General features: G+C 35.5%; 20 protein-coding genes, 1 pseudogene and 2 riboswitches. Of the genes and pseudogenes, 2 read left to right on the top strand and 19 right to left on the bottom strand.

The features are described 5' to 3' along the window. The first annotated feature begins 248 nt into the window (after positions 1–248). Entirely contained in the window at positions 249–605 is a 357-nt protein-coding gene (locus CEF14_RS03950; protein ID WP_102691649.1) for a hypothetical protein, read from the top strand. A gap of 46 nt (positions 606–651) precedes the next feature. Here CEF14_RS03950 and ade read toward each other — a convergent pair whose 3' ends face one another. From ade to CEF14_RS03910, 8 genes and pseudogenes are all read right to left on the bottom strand, one after another. After that, positions 652–2,424: an adenine deaminase gene (ade, locus tag CEF14_RS03945; RefSeq protein WP_102691648.1), complete on the bottom strand. Its 1,773-nt coding sequence runs from the start codon at positions 2,422–2,424 to the stop codon at positions 652–654. Between the two features lie 179 nt (positions 2,425–2,603). Further along, positions 2,604–3,029 (bottom strand): annotated as a pseudogene (locus tag CEF14_RS19195) (CPBP family intramembrane glutamic endopeptidase). A gap of 430 nt (positions 3,030–3,459) precedes the next feature. Next, positions 3,460–5,034, bottom strand: coding sequence for a long-chain-fatty-acid--CoA ligase (locus CEF14_RS03935; protein ID WP_102691647.1), 1,575 nt, complete (start codon positions 5,032–5,034; stop codon positions 3,460–3,462). 186 nt (positions 5,035–5,220) lie between these two features. Further along, on the bottom strand, positions 5,221–6,237 hold the full coding sequence (locus tag CEF14_RS03930) for a MoeB/ThiF family adenylyltransferase (protein ID WP_102691646.1): 1,017 nt from the start codon (positions 6,235–6,237) through the stop codon (positions 5,221–5,223). Then, on the bottom strand, positions 6,230–7,000 hold the full coding sequence (locus CEF14_RS03925; RefSeq protein ID WP_102691645.1) for a thiazole synthase: 771 nt from the start codon (positions 6,998–7,000) through the stop codon (positions 6,230–6,232). Before CEF14_RS03925 ends, CEF14_RS03930 begins: the two co-directional genes overlap by 8 nt. A 1-nt stretch (position 7,001) precedes the next feature. Continuing rightward, on the bottom strand, positions 7,002–7,196 hold the full coding sequence (gene thiS / locus CEF14_RS03920; protein ID WP_102691644.1) for a sulfur carrier protein ThiS: 195 nt from the start codon (positions 7,194–7,196) through the stop codon (positions 7,002–7,004). Further along, positions 7,186–8,259, bottom strand: coding sequence for a glycine oxidase ThiO (thiO, locus tag CEF14_RS03915; protein ID WP_102691643.1), 1,074 nt, complete (start codon positions 8,257–8,259; stop codon positions 7,186–7,188). Before thiO ends, thiS begins: the two co-directional genes overlap by 11 nt. Beyond that, the gene (locus CEF14_RS03910; RefSeq protein ID WP_102691642.1) at positions 8,246–8,863 is read right to left on the bottom strand and encodes a thiamine phosphate synthase; all 618 of its coding nucleotides are present in this window, start codon (positions 8,861–8,863) and stop codon (positions 8,246–8,248) included. Before CEF14_RS03910 ends, thiO begins: the two co-directional genes overlap by 14 nt. Before the next feature lie 131 nt (positions 8,864–8,994). Further along, positions 8,995–9,093: riboswitch (TPP riboswitch) on the bottom strand. A gap of 75 nt (positions 9,094–9,168) precedes the next feature. Continuing rightward, positions 9,169–9,277: riboswitch (TPP riboswitch) on the bottom strand. Positions 9,278–9,554: 277 nt separating this feature from the next. Between CEF14_RS03910 and CEF14_RS03905 the strand changes: the two genes are divergently transcribed. Beyond that, entirely contained in the window at positions 9,555–10,283 is a 729-nt protein-coding gene (locus CEF14_RS03905; protein ID WP_102691641.1) for a zinc metalloprotease, read from the top strand. A gap of 516 nt (positions 10,284–10,799) precedes the next feature. Here the strand turns inward: CEF14_RS03905 and CEF14_RS03900 are convergent. The 11 genes from CEF14_RS03900 to CEF14_RS03845 form a co-directional block, all read right to left on the bottom strand. After that, the gene (locus CEF14_RS03900; protein ID WP_102691640.1) at positions 10,800–11,570 is read right to left on the bottom strand and encodes a DODA-type extradiol aromatic ring-opening family dioxygenase; all 771 of its coding nucleotides are present in this window, start codon (positions 11,568–11,570) and stop codon (positions 10,800–10,802) included. A gap of 261 nt (positions 11,571–11,831) precedes the next feature. Further along, a complete protein-coding gene (gene eat, locus CEF14_RS03890; RefSeq protein ID WP_170061436.1) occupies positions 11,832–13,268 on the bottom strand; it encodes an ethanolamine permease in 1,437 nt (478 codons plus the stop codon). 224 nt (positions 13,269–13,492) lie between these two features. Beyond that, positions 13,493–14,305 (bottom strand): helix-turn-helix domain-containing protein, encoded by an 813-nt coding sequence (locus CEF14_RS03885; RefSeq protein WP_102691637.1) that lies wholly within the window; start codon positions 14,303–14,305, stop codon positions 13,493–13,495. Positions 14,306–14,338: 33 nt separating this feature from the next. Continuing rightward, entirely contained in the window at positions 14,339–15,853 is a 1,515-nt protein-coding gene (exaC, locus tag CEF14_RS03880; protein ID WP_102691636.1) for an acetaldehyde dehydrogenase ExaC, read from the bottom strand. Between the two features lie 14 nt (positions 15,854–15,867). Continuing rightward, positions 15,868–16,413: a hypothetical protein gene (locus CEF14_RS03875; RefSeq protein WP_102691635.1), complete on the bottom strand. Its 546-nt coding sequence runs from the start codon at positions 16,411–16,413 to the stop codon at positions 15,868–15,870. A 21-nt stretch (positions 16,414–16,434) separates the two neighbouring features. Further along, positions 16,435–18,381, bottom strand: a complete 1,947-nt coding sequence (locus tag CEF14_RS03870) for a primary-amine oxidase (RefSeq protein ID WP_102691634.1) — start codon at positions 18,379–18,381, stop codon at positions 16,435–16,437. A 614-nt stretch (positions 18,382–18,995) separates the two neighbouring features. Further along, positions 18,996–20,075: a YkvI family membrane protein gene (locus tag CEF14_RS03865; RefSeq protein ID WP_102691633.1), complete on the bottom strand. Its 1,080-nt coding sequence runs from the start codon at positions 20,073–20,075 to the stop codon at positions 18,996–18,998. Then, a complete protein-coding gene (menC, locus tag CEF14_RS03860) occupies positions 20,072–21,202 on the bottom strand; it encodes an o-succinylbenzoate synthase (RefSeq protein WP_102691632.1) in 1,131 nt (376 codons plus the stop codon). The genes CEF14_RS03865 and menC overlap by 4 nt, the downstream gene beginning before the upstream one ends. A gap of 15 nt (positions 21,203–21,217) precedes the next feature. After that, positions 21,218–22,039, bottom strand: a complete 822-nt coding sequence (locus CEF14_RS03855) for a GNAT family N-acetyltransferase (protein ID WP_102691631.1) — start codon at positions 22,037–22,039, stop codon at positions 21,218–21,220. Beyond that, positions 22,026–23,177: a M20 peptidase aminoacylase family protein gene (locus tag CEF14_RS03850; protein WP_102691630.1), complete on the bottom strand. Its 1,152-nt coding sequence runs from the start codon at positions 23,175–23,177 to the stop codon at positions 22,026–22,028. The genes CEF14_RS03855 and CEF14_RS03850 overlap by 14 nt, the downstream gene beginning before the upstream one ends. Next, positions 23,174–24,031, bottom strand: coding sequence for a MurR/RpiR family transcriptional regulator (locus CEF14_RS03845; protein ID WP_102691629.1), 858 nt, complete (start codon positions 24,029–24,031; stop codon positions 23,174–23,176). The genes CEF14_RS03850 and CEF14_RS03845 overlap by 4 nt, the downstream gene beginning before the upstream one ends. Positions 24,032–24,149 lie beyond the last annotated feature (118 nt).

Here is a 24,149-nt window from a genome sequence, read left to right as displayed (position 1 = left end):
TCAACATTTTTTGTAAATTATGTTAATGTATTTTCTATTATTCTAATGTTGTTGACTTCTATTGTTAAACTCTTTAAGCATAATTAAAAAGGGACAATCCGAAAACCGAATTGTACCTTTTTGATGTTTACTAAACTTTATCAAATAATCCTTTGCTATTATTTATTGTTTGTATTTGTGCCTTTATACTACACCTTTCTTGTAAACAAGCATATTTTACAGCGAGCAAGAAAAGGGAGGTGATTAGGATGTCAACTAATTGGCTCAAAGTATCTGCCATTTATCTAGCTATAGGAGTTGCACTGGGTATTTATATGTATGCCACAGGTAACTATGAATGGGTAGCATATGGTCATATTCTCATCTTTGGATGGTTGGCTAATGCTGTAATGGGGGTACTGTACACTTTTTATAAAAGTTTGGGAGAATCAGATTTAGCAAAAGCACAATTCTGGTTATACAATATTGGATTATTCGTTTTCCTAGTAGGTATACTGTTTATCAGTGCTGCTTCTAGTGGAACTTGGATCTATATTGGTGCCATTTCGATTGCTCTCTCAGTAGTCCTATTCTTAGTGAATATGTTCAATCATTTAAGAACATAATCTAACAAAAAAGCAGATTCCATGTTACCTAGGAATCTGCTTTTTTCTAATTTTTAATCGCTTCATTTCTATCTACTTCCACTGGAATATGTTGAAAATTTGTTACATCAAATAATCCCGTATCAGTGAGTTTAATGTCTGGAATCACAGGTAAGGCAATGAAAGATAATGTTAAAAACAAATGGAAATTTAAATCTGGGTTTAGCTGTAACAAAGCTTTATGTAAATCGTGTAATTGCTTTTCTGCTTCTTCCGCTTTTACATTTGACATTAGTCCAGCAATCGTAAGAGGTAATGCACTTAGCACTTCCCCATCTGCAACGACTACATAGCCACCTTGCATCTTTTGTAAAGTATCAAGTGCAAGAAGCATATCCTCATCGTTGGTTCCACAAACAAGTGCATTATGAGAATCATGAGCCACTGTTGTTGCAACAGCTCCTTTTTGTAAGCCAAAGCCATGTACAATTCCCAGTCCTATATTGCCCAAATGGTGATGTCGTTCAATTACCGCTAATTTTAAATAATCATTTTCAACACAAGGTATAAACTCATTATTTTCTACTTTAACTTTTGCAACTTTTTTATGTGTAATCAATTGATTCGGTTCAATTTCGATAATATTAGCTAGATGACTATTTTTAAATAGAATACTAAGATCTTGCGATGATAGCTTTGGTATATGAACCGATTGTAAAATAGCTGAAGGTACAGGCTCGTGTTTTAATATCTTCGAAAGCAATTGTCCGTTCTCTACGACTTTTTTTCCATTCTTCCATACATCCCGTGGTTTACAAGTTGTTAAATCATCCAGCACGATCAAATCTGCTATAAAACCTTCTGCTAGTACCCCTTTTTTCTTTAAATGATAACACTCTGCAGCATTAAGAGTCGCTAGTTGAATAGCTTGAAGTGGCTCCATTCCTTCTTCTATAGCTAAGGTAATTGCATGATTAATACTTCCCTCTTCGATTAATTCATCTAAATGTTTGTCATCTGTGCAAAACAAAAATCGTCTTGCATTGGCCGAATTAACGGCTGGCAATACAGCACGTAGATTTTTAGCAGCTGATCCCTCACGAATGAGAACATACATCCCCTGCTGTATCCGAATTCTTGCCTCGTCTGCTGTAACGCATTCGTGATCTGTTTGAATACCTGCAACTCTGTATCCACGAATTTGTTTTGCATTTAATCCCGCACCATGTCCATCAATGACGAGATGATTCGCTTCGGTTTGAGCAATCTTCAGCAACATATCCTCATCACCGTTTAAAACAGCAGGAAAATCCATAACTTCAGCCAACCCCAATACATCTAATTGGGTTAAAAATGGCGCTAAATCTTTTGCTCTCAGTGTGGCACCAGCATTCTCGAATGATGTAGCAGGGACACTTGATGGCAACATCACATGAATATCCATGTTTGCATTCTTTGCATCATTTAGCATATATCGAATACCTTCTGTCCCAGCTACATTTGCTATCTCATGTGGATCTGTAATCACAGTTGTTATACCATGAGGTAATAATATTTTACTAAATTCAGATGGAGGCAGCATGGAAGATTCTATATGAATATGCCCATCGATAAGTCCAGGGATAACATATCGACCTTGTGCGTCTTCTTCGTTTTCAGCCTCGAAAATCCCTTCTGAATCGATTGCTACAATCATGCCATTTGTTACCACTAGATCTGCCTTTCGCCATTCGAGATTAAACACATCAGCAACTTGTGCGTTACGCAAAATAAAATCTGCTTTTCTTTTATTCTGAGAACTTAAAATACTTTCTTTTTTTCTTAACAAGTCATTTTTCATATGCTGACACCACTTTCTTTGATGTTTTCCTACTGTTATACCATAAAATTGTCCTAATAGACAAAATAATTTCCTCGCTTTACACTTGTGGCACGGATTTATCAGTTTTTAAGTACTAATTAAAACACTAAAATTAGTACAAAACCACTTGGGTGGATTGTTCCAAGTGGTTTTTTGTGCTAAATGATATTCACAAATAAATCATAAAATGAATGTAATAGTACAACCGACCATATTGAACCTGTCTTTTTATAAACAAGTCCAAAAATTAGTCCAAGTAGAAATATATAAATGTGTGTACAAAAATGAAAAAATTCTCAATTATGAATCCAAATCGGATAATGTATAAACAAGAATAATAATGCTGTAATTCCATTTGCTTTCCAAAAAGATATTCTTTTATTAATCTCTTTAAGGATAAACCCTCTAAACACCAGCTCTTCCGTAATTCCAACCACAAGAAACCCATCAAGATAACTGTCTAAGGGTAGTACAAAATGAAAGGTTTCATTATTAAATAGATATACTTCAATAGCAAAACGCAAACCAACAAGTGAAGAAAGAATAACACCCCAATACAAACCTTTTTTTACATTTAGATTCATATTAAAGTAATTCATTGGACTACGATTTAAATAATATTTGACATAAACCCAAATTGGAACGATCCAAACCAACACCTATACGATGGCTTCCAGTATCGTATAGGTTGTCTCACCAAATGAAAGAAAGATATTAATGAACCACAACTCTTTCAAAGCCCAAATAAAGTAAAAGAAAAAAAGGTATATGACCAGTATCTGTACATTACAAGCTTTGGCGTTGCTCTCAACCTTTATATTTAATTCCATCTTCTTCTCCTCTATCGCATAACAATAATTTACCAATTTATTCTATTAAAGCAATATCCAAACATTATAAATACCATTAAAAAAACAAAAAGCATGGCAAATTCATTTTCGAATCACCATGCTTCTACACATGTTATCTAGCTGTGTTTTACTTTTATAGATTTTCATCTATTCATGAAATATTTCAGACTTCAGCACCCTCTACATAATTCTTTCTTAAATGTACTTTTTGGATTTTCCCTGAAGCCGTTTTTGGTAATTCATCGATAAAAGTTACACCTGTAATGGCTTTAAAGTGAGCTAATTTTGAACGAGAGAAATCGATTACTTCTTGCTCGGTCAATGTTGCATTTTCACGTAATACAACATAGGCATGAGGCGTTTCTCCCCATTTTTCGTGTGGAATAGCAATGACAGCTGCTTCTAAAATATCTGGATGTTCGTATAATACCCCTTCTACTTCAATAGAAGAAATATTTTCACCACCACTAATAATAATGTCTTTTTTACGATCAGTAATGGCTAGATATCCTTTTTCATCAATAGAACCAACATCACCTGTGTGTAACCATCCATCTTTTATCGTCGCGATAGTAGCTTGTTCGTTTTTCCAATAGCCCTTCATCACACCATTACCTCTTACGATAACTTCACCAACAGATACGCCATCATGTGGTACCTCATCGCCTAACTCATCGACAATTTTCACTTTCGTACCAATCAATGGGTTTCCTGCTTTTGCTTTTAAACGGTATTTTTCTTGGTCCGGTAGATTTTGATATTGTGGCCGAATGCGCGAAATTGTACTCAATGGTGATGATTCTGTCATCCCATAAACTTGTACAAATTCCCAACCAATCTTGGTTTCTACTTTTTCAATGAAAGCTTGTGGCGGTGCAGAACCCGCAATCACTACACGCAGTTGATCAGAAAGTGCTGGCTCTTTCTCATCATAATATTGAATCAATGAATTTAATACAGTTGGTGCCATATGAACGACACTAACATTATGCTTATGAATAGCTTGGAATATAGCTTCTGGTGTAGCTTTTCTTAGGAAGACTTGTGTTGAACCGTTTGCTGTGTAGTAGAATGGAGATCCCCATCCATTTACATGGAACATCGGTAAAACGTGTAAGAGCACATCTTCATCTGTTACACGTAAATGATGCATTGTCGATAATGCATGTAAATAGTTATTTCTGTGAGTTAGCATGACACCTTTTGGATCACCTGTTGTGCCACTTGTATACAATAGGCTACAAACATCATCTTCTTGTAATTCCACACGAGGGAACTCACTAGGATCAAAAGTAGCAAGCCATTCATCATAACCTAATTCTGGCGTATTTTCTTCTTTATAATGGACAATAATTTGTTCAACTGTTTCTAATTTCTCTTTTATTGGAACGATTAAATGATATAAATCTTGATCTACTAGTAAAATTTTAGACTCACTGTGATTTAGGATAAACAAATAATCTTCTGGCTTTAAGCGAATATTTAAAGGGACCATAATCGCCCCTAATTGATAAATACCATAAAAGCCTTCATACATCTCAATTGTATTTGATGACAAGTATGCTACTTTGTCCTCTTTTTTTACACCAAAGGATTGTAGACCACGAGATAGCTGATTTACACGCGCGTTAATTTCGGCATATGTAAATGCTCTCTCTTCATCTATTATAGCTTTTTTATCGCCATATAAATCTACAGCTCTGTCTAAAAAATCTGTTAGTATTAATGGTACATTCATCCCTAAACACCCCTTGTAAAATGGAATTAATTTCATTTTACAGTATTCAGATAATTTTGTCATTTAAAAGTTATTTTTTGTTTTAAAGAGAAAATAGTAACTTAGTTTCTTTTCGGATATTCTTTTAAAAGAAAATAGTAGCTTCACAGTAAATTACTTTTCATAGGAATATTTTATATCAATACTTTATCCAAAATATTGGTGATAGATTTTCTTTGCTTCTACAATATCATTCGTTCCATGAATTAACACACGTCCATCTCTAAAAAGGACAATCTGCTTTTTATTCACTTGAAAATGAATTAAATAGGGATTGGACTTCAAATGTTGAACATGTGGAGCAAGGTTCTTTTCAAAATCAATAATATTAACGGACTTCGATTTTGCAGGACGAATTTGAACCGTATTACGCCCACATAGTACCGCAACCTTGGCTATTGATTCTTTTGTTAAATATGGATAAGTAGGGTTTGTTCCACAAGTTAAACATGTTGACTTTTTTAGACCTTCTACATTGATCTTTGTTTGCTCATTTTTCCATAAATCAAATGCTAATAATTCTTTGCGGAGCGCATCCCAATCTTCCACTAAGATTTTCAATGCTTCAACCATTTGATGTGACACAACTTGTGTAACTGTAGGCGCAATAATTCCTACAGTATCACAAGTTGTACCTCCAAATGGAATCATGTCTATCAAACAGTGTAAGCATGGTGTTTCATGCGGTAATATGGTATATGTAGTACCGTAGCTACCAACACATGCACCATAAATCCATGGAATTTCATACTTGACTGCAAAATCATTAAGTAAAAAGCGTGTTTCAAAATTATCTGTTGCATCAATGATTAGATCTACATCTTGAAACGCTAAAAGTTCAGTTGATGAAATGTCTTGGACCAACGCTTCAATCAGCACATCACGATTGATTTTCTCTAATCTTTGTTTCGCCGCTACAGCTTTTGGTAAGTGTAGATAAACATCTTCTTCACTATATAGTTGTTGACGCTGTAAATTTGACCAATCTACATAATCTCGATCTACTATGGATAACTTTCCGATTCCTGCCCGTACAAGCATTTCGGCATTGCTACTGCCCAATGCTCCTGCGCCAACAATCAGTACGTGTTTTTGTCGGATTTTTTGTTGGCCAATTTGTCCTATATAAGAAAATAGTTCCTGTCTTGAATAGCGATTAGTCAACAATACTCATCCCCTGTGAAGGACTACTAGCTTGAGCCCGATCTTTTTTTTCTATTCTCCCCGCTTCAAAACCTAGTCTTCCTGCACGAATGGCTAGTTTCATCGCTTCTGCCATTTGCACTGGATTTTTTGCACCAGAAACTGCTGAGTTAAGCAAGACTGCCTCAGCCCCTAGTTCAAGCGCAAGTGCTGCATCAGACGGAGTACCTATACCTGCATCTACAATAACAGGTACTGTCGCTTGTTCGATGATAACTTGTAAATTATATGGATTTAAAATCCCTTGTCCTGAGCCAATTGGTGAAGCACCTGGCATGATGGCATGCACGCCCAGTTTTTGCAATTTCCGAGCAAGTACCACATCATCTGAAGTATACGGTAATACAATAAACCCTTCTGCTAGAAGCATTTCACATGCACGATATGTTTCTAAAGGATCGGGCAATAATGTCTCATCACATCCAATTACCTCTACTTTTACCATATCACATAAACCAGATGCCTTTGCGAGTTTCGCAATACGTACTGCTTCCTCGGCTGTTTTCGCACCTGCCGTATTTGGTAATAAACGATAGTTTTCTAAATCGATTTGATCGAGCAAATTAGGCTGTGATGGTTCAAAAATATTCATACGGCGCACAGCAAATGTTAAAATTTCAGCTTCTGATACTTCTATTGCTCGACGTTGCATAGCATAATCTGAAAATTTCCCTGTTCCTAATAATAATCTTGAAGTAAATGTATATGGTCCAATTTGATACATATTAACCGCCTCCTACAAATGTAACAATCTCTATAGAATCAGTAGACTTAACCACTTTTGAATAATCTTCTTTTTGTAAAATGACACCATTTTGTTCAACAACAACTATTTTTCCCTGAAGCCCTAAGTGAACCAATAACTCCTCTATTGTTTTCACCTGCTCTGACACTTCCATCTTAACCCCATTAATATACATAGTTGTTCACCATTAAATCCGCCATATATTCTCCTACATACGGGCTTAATAAGATGCCGTTTCGATAATGCCCTGTGGATACAAACAGTCCTTGAATGGTCGAATGTGCTTCCATATAGGGTCTACCACCATTTGCTTCCGGACGTAATCCTGCCCATGTTCGGTCCCAACTTGCTTCTTGTAGAGCGGGAACAATCGAAAATGCCTTTTGTAATAGATCTACAATACTCATTGCTTGCACATCTTCCTGATACGAATTTGGCTTCATCGTTGCACCAATTACATATCTACCATATCGCTTGGGTGCAATATAAAATCGTTTTAAAAATAAAGGCGCATGGAGCAATGGTCGATTACTTTTTAAAGAAATTACTTCTCCCTTGACTGGATAAGTTCCATAATCTTCGTTAAATCGTTTAAGAAATGGTGTACTCCACGCACCCATCGCAATACAAACTTGCTTACACGGGAAAAACCCTTCTGTTGTTTGAACACCTTCTACCTTTCCATTTTTCACAACAATTTGTTGAACAGTCGTATATTCGAATATTTCTGCACCACTGGCAGCTGCAGCTAACGCTTGCCCCTTTGCCAGTGCAGGTGCCAACACATGTCCGTCTGTCGGATAATAGACTGCACTGATTACTTCAGAAGAAACATTCGGTTCAAATTTTTTTAATTCTTCTGAAGAAAGCAACCATGCTTCTTCTCCTGCAGATACTTGCCAAGAGCGAATTTGTTGAATTCGTTCAAATTCTTCTTCTGTATTAGCGATCCTGTAAATACCTTTCACTTCATACCCAATATCAACGCCTGTTTTTGCACGAATTTTTTCAGCTACTTTTGGAAATAATGCCCGACTTTTTCTTGCCATTTCATATAAAGGATCGTATTCATCCCATTCTGCCTGAACGCCTAGTAATCCAGCGGCTGCATGTGAAGCACCATCCGCAATTTCTTTTCTTTCAAGAATTGCTACATGCAGTCCACGTTCAGCAAGACCATGTGCAATCGTACTACCGATGACGCCACCGCCGATGATGATACTATCAAAACTTTTCATCTTCCCACTCCTTCAGTTGATGAGCATATTCTTTTACCTTTGCCACGGGGTCATTCGCTTGCCAAATTCCTGACATCACTGCAATTCCTGATACGCCTGTCGCACATACTTCTTTTGTATTTTGCGGAGTAACTCCACCAATCGCAATCACAGGAATCGATATGCTATTTACAAGTTGTTGTAATAATTTTGTTCCACGACAAGCGATTCCTTTCTTGCTTGCTGTATCAAAAATATGTCCGTAAAGGTACCAATTGGCTTTTGTATTTATAGCCTCTTCCAGCGAATGAATGGATGCACCCATTTTAAGATTTGAGAACTTCTCACTTGCGATAGCAATCGGAATACTCCGATAACCCAATTGCACATGAGAAACATTCGTAGCAAGTGCTACATCGATTCGATCATTGATCACAATCTTCTGTAATGGAAAACCTGCATACGCTAATTTTTTTACACAATCAAAGAGTTCAGCTGCAGTCCAACCAGGTTCACGAATATGCAAATAGCGAATATCAGGTTCAAACTTCGTGGCGATATGAACCACTTCGTGTAATGAATGTTGACCATCTGTAATGATATGAAGCGCTACTTTTTTATCCATTTCTTATATCATCCTATTCTTTCATGTCTGAAATAGAGATTGAGTGATTGTTCACTTCCTTTCTTAGTAATTCCATACAAAAAGCCACCTCTCAAAATAGAGAAGTGGCTATCAATCTTGTACACGGCATACAAAAAAGGAAGCCACTTCCCTTCGCTAGTATGATCTAGATCAGGTTCCAAGAGTTGAGTTTCCTCTCTCAGCACATCCGTGCACCCCTAGTGGTCTTTTCAATATTCAATTATAATTTTATAGCAAATAAAAAAGCCCTTGCTTCCACCATAAGGAAACAAGGACTTGAATCGACAATATCCTATCTGCTTCCCTACGCTAGCATAATCTAGATCAGGTTAAAGGATCATGAGCTTACGGCTCTACTCTCAGCTGGCAACACCAGCTCTCCTAGCAATTGTTGTATGAAATTACAAATCAAAGTATAGCACTTCCTATTTTATTGTCAATAATTGAATGAAAATTTTTATTATTAACTATCCTGCCCATTCGTTGAAGAATTACTAACTGCTATCTCATTAAAAACGCCTGTAATGTCTGCATATTTTTAATTTTTAGTTTATTAAATTTGTTGAATAAAACTTGGCAAAGCATGTTTAATTGTTCGCAAAAAACCAATTAGCGAAGAATAATAGAATAGTAAAAGTATTTAGTATAATGTTATATGGGAGGGAAATTTATGAAAAATAAATTCTTTTTAATTTTATCAATCTTTGGTCTAGTATTTACTTGTTTATTTTTAGCACTTTTTATATTGTACAAGGATGTAACATTTATTAAAAGTTTGATAAGTATTTTGATTGCTTATTTCATTCTATATGCCAGTATCTGCATTCATGAATTAGGACATTACTTTGAAGCAAAAAAAAGAAAGTTTATTATAATTGATTTTAAATGGTATAGTAATGTATTCGTAAACTTTAATAGAGATAATGATCGTGAAAACATAGCAAAAGATGCAAAAAAAGTTGCTTGGGCAGGTCCTAGAAATAACTTGATTCTATTAATATTATCTTTCGCTCTTATATTTATTGTAAACAAATTATTTATAGACATTTTTAACATTGAATATTTAGCATATATCAATTTATATTTATCGCTTTCTTGTTCTATGAATCTATACTTATTTGGCGATAATATGAGACAAAAAAAGGGTTTAGATGGGATGCATATTAAGGAACGCTCCATTGGAAAAGTAACACTCTATGAACATAAAGGTATTAGTAAATTGATTGATCCAAATAATAACCTATTGCCCCCAAATCAAAACTCTAATGGATATAGAGAAGGATTATTTTTCTCAAAAGTTAATAACTTAGAGGATGGATATATAAAAATTAATAATAAATTCTATGAGGTGGAATTCAATCAGGTAATAGTACCAAAAAAGAAATTTTGGAATTTATAAAAGTAATAAGAACAAACGTTTGTTAAAATTCTATTTTGTGAACAATTAAACGAATGGACAGAAATGTTATGGCTCTTTCACCTGAAAGGAAGCAGTATGAAAAAAATATTTTAAAAAATAGTGTTAGTATTGTTTATATTTACAATTGCATCAACAATCGTATTTTATAGTAAAGAAAACTCTCATGCATATAGTACTGTATCCATTATCGAGCTTGGGAAAATTTTGATGTCATTGTCTCTTCTCATATCGGTGAAACTGACAAAACGATTTGTACAAATACGACTGACGGTTACTCAAAAAGATTTTTAGATAGATTTTTGAATTATCATTTATCAAGGTGACAAACAAAAATACAAAATCGTTATACAATTATTCCGTTGGCTACATATGGAAGATGATAATATTATCAACCCATTAATAACTAGTGAGCTTATTATATTTAAATATATTAAAGAGAACAAATCAGATAATATCCTCTTTGTTCTCTTTTATAAAACCTATCGATATTAACTTTTAAAACTCAATACACATATTACTCATCGTACCAAATTCATAGGTTTGATTAATCTTTTGAGGCTTTGTTGTTTGGTCACTTGCACTACCCATTGCGATAAATAAAGGAACAAAGTGTTCAGGTCTTGGCACTGCTAGAGCGGCATTTGGTGCTAGTGAACGATATTGATCTAAAGCGTCAATATCCCCTTTTTGTACTTGTTCAAAGATCCAATCGTCAAATTCTACTGCTTCTTTTACAGGGCTTGTAGCATTCGGATACATCCATTGGAAGTTGTGTACTGTTGTACCACTACCGATGACTAAAATATCTTCTTCACCAAGTCCCTTTAATGCTGCTCCGATATGAAATTGCTCTTTAGGCGACAAGAACGGATTCACCGATAATTCCACGACTGGTATATCTGCTTCAGGATACATATGTTTTAGCGCAACCCATACTCCATGATCTAAACCTCGAACTTCTTCCCGTCGAGTTTGTATTCCAGCCTTTTTAAAGCGCTCTTCCAATATTTTCGCTACGATTTTAGATCCTTTTGCAGGATAGTTAATTTGATACATTTCTTCAGGGAAACCATAGTAATCATACACTGTATCTAAAAGATCATCTGTGTATGTTAGTGATAATGTTTGACTCTCCCAGTGAGCACTAAAAATCACAATTGCTTTCGGTCTAATTCTTTTACCTAATTCCTTTAGAAAATTTGAATAATCATTGTGAGTAACTGCTAGGTACGGTGAACCGTGTCCGATGAATAATGATGGAACCATTTCAAAACTTCCTTTCGTATTGCCTTCATGTTTACTAATAAATATCTTGAATTCTAAATTAATGATAAACTGTTTGACCTAAAAAAAGAAGTAAGTAGCCTTTTGAATGGAAACTCTTTGTGGAACTAACGCTATTTTTTATCATTACGAATTCAATAAATGGCTTGTTAAAAATAGCTTTGAGCTGATGCCACTTCCTTTCTATGTATTTCCATACAAAAAGCCACCTCTTAAGATAGAGAAGTGGCTGTTTAATCTTGATCATTTCAGCTCCCGAATAAGGTTAGATGCTTCAATCTCAACAACAGATTTAGAGTCTTCAATCTTTCCAAAAAGACTAGAATTTTCAATTTCCTCAACCATAAAATTCTCTTCTGGAGCATTACCATCAATTTGATGTCTAGCCCATATAAAATAATAAAGACTTGCCAAGGCAAAAATAGCAATACAAACAAAGAAGAATGGTAAATTAGCAAAAAAGCTGGCAAAAATGGCAACGACACACAAGATCAAAGAAACAATTGGCGTAATTGGATAGAAGGGTGTTTTAAAGGACCTTACTAAATTAGGTTCTTTTATGCGCAAAATAATGACTGACAAATTCATGGCTATATACGAAACAAGCGCCCCAAATGTGGAAATTAAAATTAAATTATTCGGATTAAAGAAAAATACTAAGAGTATACCTAAAACACCTGGCAATATAATTGCAACATATGGTGTTTGCCTCTTTTTGTTCATTAATGATAAAAATTTAGGTAAATAGCCAGCACGCGCTAAAGAGTATACTTGTCTTGAATACGCTAAAATGACACCTGAACAACTAGATACTAAACCAACTAAACCTACAGTTGCTAATACTTTGGATAACCAATATGTTTCACCCAAAACGGATGCTATAGATGCTGGCAATGGATCTGAAGCAACTGAAATTTTATCAACTCCCCCTAATCCAATAGATACCGTTATGGTGAAAATGGATATAATTAATAGCGTTGTCACTCCTGAAATAAGCCCTTTTGGCATATCTTTATTTACATCTCTAGTTTCTTCAGATAACATTGGCAACATTTCAATTGCTAAAAATAACCACATTGCATATGGAAGTGCTGACCAAATACCTTTAAAACCACCAGGAATATACTTGCCACTACTTGGAAATAAATTTCCCACATGAATATATGGTAAACCAACAATAAAGAAAAGTACCAATAGCCCAACTGCCACAGAACAAAGAACCATTTCTATCGTTGCATACTCTTTAATACCGATAATATGCACAATCATAAAAATACCAAAAATGATAGCTGCCGGAACAAGTGCTGGGATTTCAGGGAATAAGAAATTTACATATCCTCCGATACCAATCGCTACTACTGGTCCTGCCATTATATATTGTAGGAGTACTCCAATTCCTGTTATAAAACCTACATACCTTCCCATACTTCTCCTTGCAAAAGAATAAGGTCCGCCTGCATGTGGCAATATTGTAGAAAGTTCGGAAATACCTAATGTCATGGTAATATACAGAGTCGCCATCAGTAGTGTTGCGATTAACATACCTAAAAAACCAGATTCACCTACTCCAAAATTCCACCCAAAATAAGAACCCGAAATGACGATTCCCACACCAATAGCCCATAAATTTATGGCGGTGAGAGATTTTTTAAGCGTTACATTTTCAGTATTTGAAGCCATCATCTAACCTCCTTTTTTTACACTACTGACTCAATCATTTTTGAACTATTTAATTTAAGGATCATTTATAGATTGGAGAGGATCTGTTGCAACTGCTCCATTATACGAATTGTTATAAACCATTAATTTTTTGTAAAGTTAGGTATGAAACGTTAAATGTATCTAAAAAAAAACATACTAGCACTAGTATGTTTTTTTATATGAAAGAGTGAAAGCTTTGAGGGCTAATAAGATACAAACTTTCGTTTTATATTTTTCCAACCTAAAAATTCTTTTATATATTCAGCAGGTGTTATGACAAGTAAACTTTTAAATTCTTTGTAATAATGCGAAGGATCGTAGTAACCATATTGATCAATATTGATAGGTGTCTCCTCAAAAGAAAAATGTTGAAGTAAAAGTTGTATCCGTATGAATTTACTTAATTTTTTTGGTCCAAAGCCTGTTTTTTTGTAGAAAAGTTCTCGGATATATCGCTCAGAATAACCTGTTTTGTGCTGAATCACCTCTGGTAAGAATAATCCATTATTTTCAATAATAGAATCAAAACAAGTAGTGAATATCTCATCACCTAAACTTTTTTCCTTTTTTTGAGAACAAAAATAGTCATTACAGATATGCACTCTTTGTTCAAAATTTTTCGCTTCAAAAATAGCTTTTATAAATTTAGCATCTAATGTGCAGCCTACTTCAACATTAACGAACGGTTGCTGAACAATTTGTTTTAATGCGCAATTGTATTGAATAACGGTTTGTTTTGGATTTAAACGAACACCAAAATATTTACCTTTTGGGAAAAATGAATAAATTTCACGCGTAGTTGGCGTATTCCCTAAGAATACCTTTTGATCTTCGCCCATGTAAAACATTAAATCTTGACAAGCATCAGGAATCACATGAATATTACTATAAAAGCTTATTGGTTCAAACTCATAATAAAATAGTATATCCTGTTTTAATTGGATGTCTGGAGCCAGTTCTCTATACGAATACGTATTTTGGACCAATTCAGGTTGGATTGGATAATAGCTACTCAATAAGCCTCCCCCTCACTTCACTCTTACGTAAAATTAAAAGAAACCTTGTGGCTGTTCATTGTAACTGACGAATACACATTTAGTTGATTGATACGATTCTAATGCTTTTAAATGATTTTCTCGACCAATACCTGACTTTTTATAGCCGCCAAATGCTGCACCAGCAGGGTATTGGTGATACGTATTGACCCAAACACGGCCTGCCTTGATTTCTCGACTTGCTTTATAGGTAATATTTGTATTGCGTGACCAAACAGCTGCACCTAATCCATACATCGTATCATTGGCAATTTCGATTGCTTCCTCGAAAGTTTTAAAAGTAGTCACTGCCAATACCGGACCGAAAATTTCTTCTTGGAAAATACGCATTTTGTTATTGCCTTTAAAAATAGTCGGTTTAATAAAATAACCATCTAAACGATCAAGTTGATTTTCGGCACCTCCGATTAAACATTCCGCTCCATCTTGTTTGGCAATCTCAAAATAGGAAAGAATTTTTTTATGTTGTTCTTCTGAAGCCTGTGCACCCATCATTGTTTCAAGTTCGAATGGATTACCAACTTTAATTTGCTTTACTCGTTCAATGGCTTTTTCTATGAAACGATCATAAATAGACTCATGGATCAAGGCTCTAGATGGACATGTGCAGACTTCACCTTGATTTAAGGCAAACATCACTAAACCTTCAATCGCCTTATCCAGGTATCCGTCATCAGCATCCATGACATCTTCAAAGAAGATATTAGGAGATTTGCCACCTAATTCTAAGGTAACCGGAATTAGATTCTCAGATGCATATTTCATAATTAGTTTGCCGACAGCTGTAGAACCTGTAAAAGCTACTTTGGCAATACGAGGGTTTGAAGCTAACTCTTTTCCCGCCTCCGAACCAAAACCATTAATGACGTTTAATACCCCTTTAGGTAATAGGTCTTGAATCAGTTCAATTACATATAAGAATGATACCGGGGTTTGTTCTGCTAATTTTAAAACAACACTATTTCCTGCAGCAAGTGCTGGTGCCAATTTCCAAGCTGCCATTAAAATAGGAAAGTTCCATGGAATGATTTGTCCAACAACACCAATAGGTTCATGATAATGATAGGCTACTGTATCCTCATCAAAAGGTGTCATTTGTCCTTCTTGTGCGCGAATTGCACTAGCAAAATAGCGGAAATTATCAATGGCCAATGGAATATCAGCATACAAAGTTTCACGAATCGCTTTTCCATTATCCCAAGTTTCTACCGTTGCGATTTTTTCAAGGTTTTCTTCCATTCGATCAGCAATGGCTTGCAAGATGCGTGCCCGTTCTACAACAGGTGTTTTCCCCCACGTTTTTTGAGCTTCATGTGCAGCATCTAATGCTAACTCTACATCTTCTTTTGTGGAACGAGCTACACGTGTAAATACTTCTTTCGTGATCGGCGTAATATTATCAAAATACTCGCCTCTTACAGGCGCAACCCATTCACCCCCGATAAAATTGTCATATTTCTTTTTGAATTGAATGCCTGATTCTTCAATATTCGGTTTCACATTTACCATAATTATCGACCCCTTTAATGATGATGGTGATGCTGTTGTTCTTCTTTTACAGGTACCTCATGTTGGATCTCAAAACTACTAAATACGAGTACACAAATCATTAAACCAGCTACAATGAAAATATGCTTTGGAATGGCTTTTATAAAGATAGGAAACATCTCACGATTCCATACACCGATAGAAATGACAGCACTTACTATGAATATCATGGTAAAAAAGATAATACTTAACGTTAAATATTGGGTGGTCATTAATGTTAGCATTACACCCATCATTGCCCCCATAAAGCTGGACCCTACACTTTCCATGAATAGGTAAACTGGTAAGCCAGTTGACAGTAAAAAGGCTAATGCAATTGAAATAATAATAGATGCAATTGCACATAGCACCATATCGGGCTGCCAGGTAGCCATATTTATACCAACAGCTGTACTCATTGTCATAGAAATCAGCATTATACAACACTTGGCCATGCTATGATTAGCAAAACGTTTTCTTAATAAACGGTTGGTAATTACAGTAAAAATAACAATCACCAACATGCTCAGGAATGGTAGCATTTAATCACTCCTTTAAACGTATTATTGTGTATGACAAGTGGAAGTTGTGTGACACTTTTTGTCCGGTCTAGGAACGTCTAATGCTGGGTTTCGATCAAAGAATCCAACTGGCTTTAGTTGGAAGTTAATGTATGCAGTTGGCATTACTGGCCAATCTTCAGGGCGTGGGATATGATGATGGCCCATTGTATACCAAACAACGATATCTTCATCATCAATGGAACGGTTCTTCTCAACGTATTTTGGAAGACCATCTCCTCCAGCATGTTGATTTGGATACATACCTGTTGCATATTTTTCACTTTCATCAAATTGCGTAACGTGTAAATGATGTTTAAGGAAACCTGCACGTTTCATAACGCTTGCTTCTTCATGCGCAAATGGGAAGCAGTTTTCGCCAGGCAAAATCTTATATCCAACTGGTTGATTCACTCGGTTAAGTGAGTTTTTATTGATAATTTTCCATGTTCGCTGCGTTTTCAAATCTAAATTACGTAACGCTTCCTGTTCTGTTTTTAGGATACGTGAAAGAGGATAGAATCCATTGCTATTCGGATTATGTTCTCCCAATGTTTCTGCTACTGTTTCTGTTTCAACCACTGAGTTATTTTCACCGTCTAACATCATATCTAGACGGAAATTAAAGAAATGTTGATGATGCGATGCATTTAATCCTGGAGAAATTTCAGAACCATATTTTGTTTGCTTACCATCTTCACATGTACCTGTGTTTAAAATACCTGTTAGTTTAACTTCAGCTTCAATCGTACCGTCTTGGTAGAAACTCCAATAGAAGCCGTAATCATAATTTCCAACTGTACAGAAGAATGAAATTACTAGTCGACGTGAACGCCTTACCTCTACATGGCCTGTACGCCAATCCGTATGTTTCCAACCAATCCCGTAATCTTCTTCGTGTAAGCAAATTGCATTTTTGATCGTACGCGCATTTCCTTTTACATCTGCTACAACACCATCAAAGTATTGAATTTCACCTAAACAGTCGCAACCTAGTTCTAAAGAATTGGCTAATTGCCCCATTCCATATTCACCAGCATCAAAGGCATTTTGTGTGTTATGCGAAAATGTTGGTTCACCATAAGGGACAACCATCTCTGATAAGGCTGCACGGTAAATGACTGGACGATCTTTGCCTTTATCATGGTAATTAATTGTGTATAATACAAGGCCCTCGCGTGGTGTAAATCCATAACGGAAACTCCACTTTTGCCATTTGATCAAATTACCTTCAATTGTAAAACTTGGACCTTCAGGTTGATTGATTTCCAATGGTTTTAAGTCTTTTCTAAACACAATAGTTTCATCAACTTCAGGATGATAATTACCTGGTGTTGTTGGAATTGGACGAACTCCATGATCTTCTACTTTAAAAACTTCCATTTTGTTTAGATCTACATACGTAACAATCCCCGTTAAAGGGTAGGCATATCCGTTATCTTCTGGTGATTGTTTTTGCCAACAAATCGCACGGAGTAACCGTTTACCTTCATGCTCTTGAACCCCAAAATTTCCTGCTGACCAAGGATCTACCATGATTAAATCAGCATTGTCAATACCACGTTTCTGTAAAGCTGCTACAAAATCCGGGTGGCTCTTAACTAATTCTTCGCATTGCTCAAATTCCTCTAAGGCGACATTGGGTTGTACACCAGGAATATGTTTGTAGGAGTCAACTTTTTCTGTAGTCAAATTTACAACTGCTTCAAATGTTTTCATTTCTTTATCATCTAAAATGACTAAAAATACTTGGCGATCTACAGTATGTCCTGGTTTGTAATTAAGTACTTCTGACTTTTTAGGTTCATGTAACATCACCGACATAAATCGTACATGTTCAGTCAATTGTTGCTGTTTTTTAACTATTTGAACAGCTTTTTCAATTTCTGCTTCAGATAATGGTGATAATGGATGGCTTAGTGCAACGTTTGAATTAACCTTTACCGACATTCTATCAACCCCTTATAAGTTTGTTCTCTTATTATAATCTGAAAATTCTGTAAAAGAATTGTAAATAACGGCATTTTAATAGAAATGTTATTTTTATCTAAGAAAATATAATATATTCTGCTTTAGGTTATTTTTCCAACAAACTACTAAATAAACTACTTATAGAATTCTTTGTTTTCTCAAATTATCCTTCATTCGAGTCAATTTCATAATTGCCTTTCCAGTTAAAAAATACGAATGATTTATAAATGTATAATCAATTCGGATTATACTTTATATAGTTTTTCTTAACATGCCGCTTCAGATGGCGCTTCTTAGACAGCGATCAAATAGATATAGCGTATAACATTTTTCTATTAATGTTCTTGTTTATCAAATCTTTGAATTATGAAATTGATTCATTCAGATATGTACTGTTTTTTCTTATCACGGTTAGTTGGAAGACTTCAGTTGTCTGTTTTGTGGATACAATCTGTTTTTTGGTGGATTAGAAGCTATATTTCATGGATTGATCATGAATTTTCGTGGATTAAATGTTCAATTATCCTACCGCAAGTAAAAAAGAAGTACAAAAAGTCAGCTTACTGACAATTTGTACTTCTCTGTTTGAATGATTAGGCTTCTTTTGCAACAAGTGATTTGACTTTTGAACGTTTTACATGAACTGCCCATGCAATAACAATTGAAACGATTAAAACAAAACCCAAATACCCCATTGCTGGATAAACTGCACTAACAAGTTTTATAAATCCAACAAAGCTTAATGCGAAACCAGCAAAACCAATTACCCATACAATCCAATTGAAATGCTTACTTTTTGCAGGTACAATACGAACGGTAAATGCATAAAGCATACCAACGGCTGTATTGTAAATCATGCCTAATAATGCAATTGACATGAGTATGCCGACAATTGGTGACATTTTTGTAGCAAGTACAAGCATTGGCATATCTGCACTACCTACTTGATCGACTTTTGTGAATATTGCGACATTTATAAGCAAAATAAGAAGCCCTAAGCCTATTCCACCAAGGAAGCCGCCACGTTTTGCAACCTTTTCATCTTTTTCAACGCCCCCCATAACCGTCAACATCGATGCTCCTGCTGCAATATTATAAGATACGTAAAGGAGTGCTCCTAATATCCAATTGGATGCTCCTGAATTTTGTTGTTTGGCAATTTGATTCATCTGAGCTGCCGTTAAATCTGTTGTGAAAATCGAATAACCTGCAATAATTACTACTAGTACCATTAAGAAAGGTGTAATTGCACTGATTAAACCAATAATTTTCTCTACATTAAACATCAATGTCAAAATCGTTACAACGAGCATCGCTAAACTACCATACATCGCTGGAATTCCGAATTGGTTTTCAAAAATGGAGCCAGCTCCTGCAAACATAACGACTGATACCCCAAATAAGAAGAAGGTAATAACAAAATCAACAGCTGCGCCTAAATACTTTCCGCAAATCTGATACACTACTTCTTTATGAGAAGTCGCTTTTATACGACTTCCCAATGTGGTTAAGTTCATACCCAAAAACGCAAATAGAGCTGTAGCAATTACAGTTCCTATTATTCCCCACCAGCCGAAACTAGTGAAAAATTGTAGTATTTCTTGTCCAGAAGCAAAGCCTGCACCAACGATTACACCGACAAATGCACCAGCCATTTCTATACTTTTTTTCATCGTACCACCTCATTGTTCGTTAATTTATATACTTTTTTCTTTACAGTAAAGGTTTCGATTAAATCCATGTTTGGTTCATATCCAATACCAGTTTTACTTGGCACCGTAATATAGCCATTTTCTACGGTTACCTCTGGATCAATGATATCTTTTTCCCAATATCTTTCTGAACCAGCAGTGTCACCTGGCATGATAAAGTTTGATAATGTCGTAAGTGCTACATTATGCGCACGACCAATTCCGGACTCTAACATTCCCCCACACCATACTGGAATCCCTTTTGATTGACAATAGTCATGGATTTTCTTAGATTCTGTTAAACCACCTACACGACCGATTTTGATATTAATAATGCCGCAGCTTCCAAGTTCGATTGCTTTACGTGCATCTTCTAGAGAGTGAATGCTTTCATCTAAACAAATAGGTGTTTTTAATTGTTTTTGTAATGTTGCGTGATCAATGATATCGTCTGAAGCAAGTGGTTGTTCAATCATTGTTAAGTTAAACTCATCTAATTGTTTTAATAAATCAACGTCTTCTAAACGATAAGCCGAGTTGGCATCTGCCATTAACGGTACATCCGGGAATCGTTCTCGTATAGCACGGATTACATCAACATCCCAACCTGGTTTAATCTTCACTTTGATACGTTTATAGCCCTCGTTTACATACTCATCGATTAAAGCTAACAATTCATCAACTGAATTTTGAATACCAATACTAATTCCAACTTCAATTTGTTTTTTATCTCCACCAAGTGCAGAAGCTAGAGTTTGGTTTGTACGTTTCGCATACAAATCCCACACAGCTCCTTCAAGCGTAGATTTTGCCATATTATTTTTGCGAATTGGTGCGAATAATTCATTGATTTCATCTGGGTGATTAATATCTTGATCTTTTACCAGTGGAATCAGGAAATCTTCTAGTACAATCCAGTTTGTTTTATAGGTCTCTTCATTGTACCAAGGCGCATCAAAGGCTACGGACTCACCCCATCCTTTATTGCCCTGTTCATCTGTTACTTCTAATAGAAGAAACTCTTTATCATAGAAAGTACCGAAACTTGTTGTAAATGGGGCTTTCATTTTCATTTTTAATTGGCGAATTGTAATTTCTTGAAGTTTCATATTGTAAAATCCTCTCTATTGTGGAATGTTGACTGAATTCTTTTTAACAACTAAATAGTAATGTACCGGTTCATGATTAGATTTGACTAATTCGATTGCTACATAGCCCGCTTGGAATAATGCCGTGAACATTTGACGTGTTTTCATACGCCAATCAATTGCTAAGCTCAAGTCTTGCTTTTTCAGTAAAGCAATATCTGCTGGGGCTGGTACGAGATAAGCAACCTCTTTAAAATGGGATAATCCTTCAATATTGACATTTTCACAAGCCGGCAATTGCTGTGCATTATATGACCATTCTGCTAGTAAGACCGGGTTGTCATATTTCTTTTTTACAAAATGATTGACATAATCACTTGTAATCCACCAGTCAATTTGAAAACGATCTGATGGAAGACCACCGTTCAAACCGTCTTCCATTTTGCCGTAACAATCTTCAATATATGTATTACAAACTCCATGCAATTTCGTTAAATTCAAATAAGCATTCCGCGTTTGTAATGGATCGTATGTCCAAGTCATTCTTTCATAACCAATTGTTGTGGCAAGTTGTTTTTGTTGTTGTTTTAACTTGGCACCAATCCCACTTTCTCGGTATTCAGGTAAAATACCAAGCATATGAGAGCAAAGTGAAACTTTACCATTCTCAAATCCTGCAAAGCCGTAGCTAAACCCAACTAATTTGTCGTTATCGAATGCACCGATCACTGTACCACCATGCTTCACTGCTGTTAAGGTTTGATGTGTTGGGATGGGAGCTGTTTCCCAAACAGCTTGTTCTACTTTTTGAACTAACTCCATCTCTTGATTTGTCGTTAATACTTTATACGTAATCATTACATGTCACTTCTTTCTTTTCATGGGACACTGTATTTAAAACAGTTCGAGTTAGAATTTCAATTCCAGTTAGCAATGCAGCGCTATTAAATGTCATCTTAGGATGATGTAAACCAGGTTGAAGTCCACATCCTAGTCCTAACATTGTTGCCTTAATATTCGGACATTTCAAGGTGTAAAAATGGAAATCTTCTCCACCCGGTGTTACGATAGGTGGTTTCATATTTTCTTCACCAATTGTTTCGACGATTGCTTGTCGCATCAGTTGCATTGCTTCATCATTCACTTCTGCCGCTGCAATATTGGCATCAATTTGATACTCTATTTGAATCGTAAATTGCTTTTCAATCCCGTGAATCGCATTTTCAAGCTCTGTCATCAATGCATGTATTCCCTCATTCTTTTGAGAACGCATATCGATGCAGAATTCAGCGTTACCTGGAATGATATTGGCAGCACTACCTGATTGAAACTTCGTCATTTTAATAGATGATGGAATCATTGGATCAATATGAATAGCTTGCAATGCATTCACTAATGCCGCTCCAATTTCAATAGCATTCTTCCCTAAATGTGGTCGTGCACCATGGGCTTCCTTGCCATGAATGGTTCCTGTTATTAATCTCGCTGCACCATGGTAGATTGCTGGGCTACATGTTCCATCTTGTAATTCTTGAATAGGTCTAACATGTACACCATATAAATAATCAAGATCATCGATTAAACCTTGTTCGATTAAATATAAAGCTCCCTGTCCCTTTTCTTCTGCTGGCTGAAATAAAACACGAATGGTCCCATTTTCTGGGGTATGCAATTTTTGGAGTAATAATAATGTACCAATTGCCATTGTCATATGACCATCATGTCCACAAGAATGATTTGCTTGAAACTGACCATCAACTTCCTGCCATAATGCATCAATATCTGTTCGAAGGCCGATGATTGGTTTGCCGGCACCAATTTCTACGTATAATCCTGTAGATCCTTCTATTAAATGTGGCGTAAATCCAAATGATTGCAACAGTTGTTGTAAATAGATAGTCGTGTTGTATTCATGCCAACTTATTTCAGGATGTTGATGTAAATGGGTAAATACCTCCTTCAACTTAGGTGTAATTTCTTCTAGTAGCTGATTCATTCAAATTCATCTCCATCTAAAAATAAGAATCCACTGTTTACTCGGTCATACTGTGCTTTGTACTCTTCGTATTGTTCTGGGGCTTGTACAGTCATTCCAGAAACAAGTGTATTTAAAAAGGAAATAACCGTCGGCATAATATCAATTGTTGAAGTTTCAGAGGTTGCAAGTGGAAAATAAAAATCTGAATATCGACTTAGCGGAGCAATCTGTCCATCTGATATGCCTATAACCGTTACACCCTTTTTCTTGATCATACGTGCCATATCAATCGTTTCTTTATAATAACGATGAAACGATAATACAACTAACACTTCCCCTTCTTTCATATGACCCATCAGTTGAATAATGTCCTGAGATTGTGGTTGAATCATATGAATATCGGAACGTAGTACATTCAAAGTAAAGCCAAGCCATTGTGCAGCTGCAAAAGAGGATCGTAAACCAAGGACATATACTTTCTCTGCTTTATGTAAACATTGACAGCTCTGTTGAAAATCGTTCGGGTCTAATCTTTCTGAAACAGTTTGAATTTTTTTTGCATCGTTTTTCATTACTTTTTCATGAAAAAAGACATCTGGTTCAATATCAGCTTTTGAAGCCAAATAATTTCCAAGCGAACTTTTCTTACACATTAACGAACTACGAATAATTAACTGTAGTTCACTATATCCCGACAGTTCGATTGCATAGCAGAAACGAATAACTGTTGTTTCACTAACCCCAGCTAATTTGCCTATTTCTTGGGCAGATTTCAATGCTACATCATGTGGAAATTCTAAAATGTAATTAGCTACCTTTTTCTGACCTTTTGATAGCTCTTGATAACACTCCTGTATTATTTTTTGATACAATACCTCATCACCTTAATGCAGTACCTGCTTTATTATTTTTAATATATGAAGTTCATACTTCAATTTAGCATGTATATAACAATATCACTTTTACTTTTTAAATTCAATGACTTTTCAG

This window comes from Rummeliibacillus pycnus (assembly GCF_002884495.1).
Taxonomy (GTDB): domain Bacteria; phylum Bacillota; class Bacilli; order Bacillales_A; family Planococcaceae; genus Rummeliibacillus; species Rummeliibacillus pycnus.
This window is presented reverse-complemented; position numbering and strand designations above follow the sequence as displayed.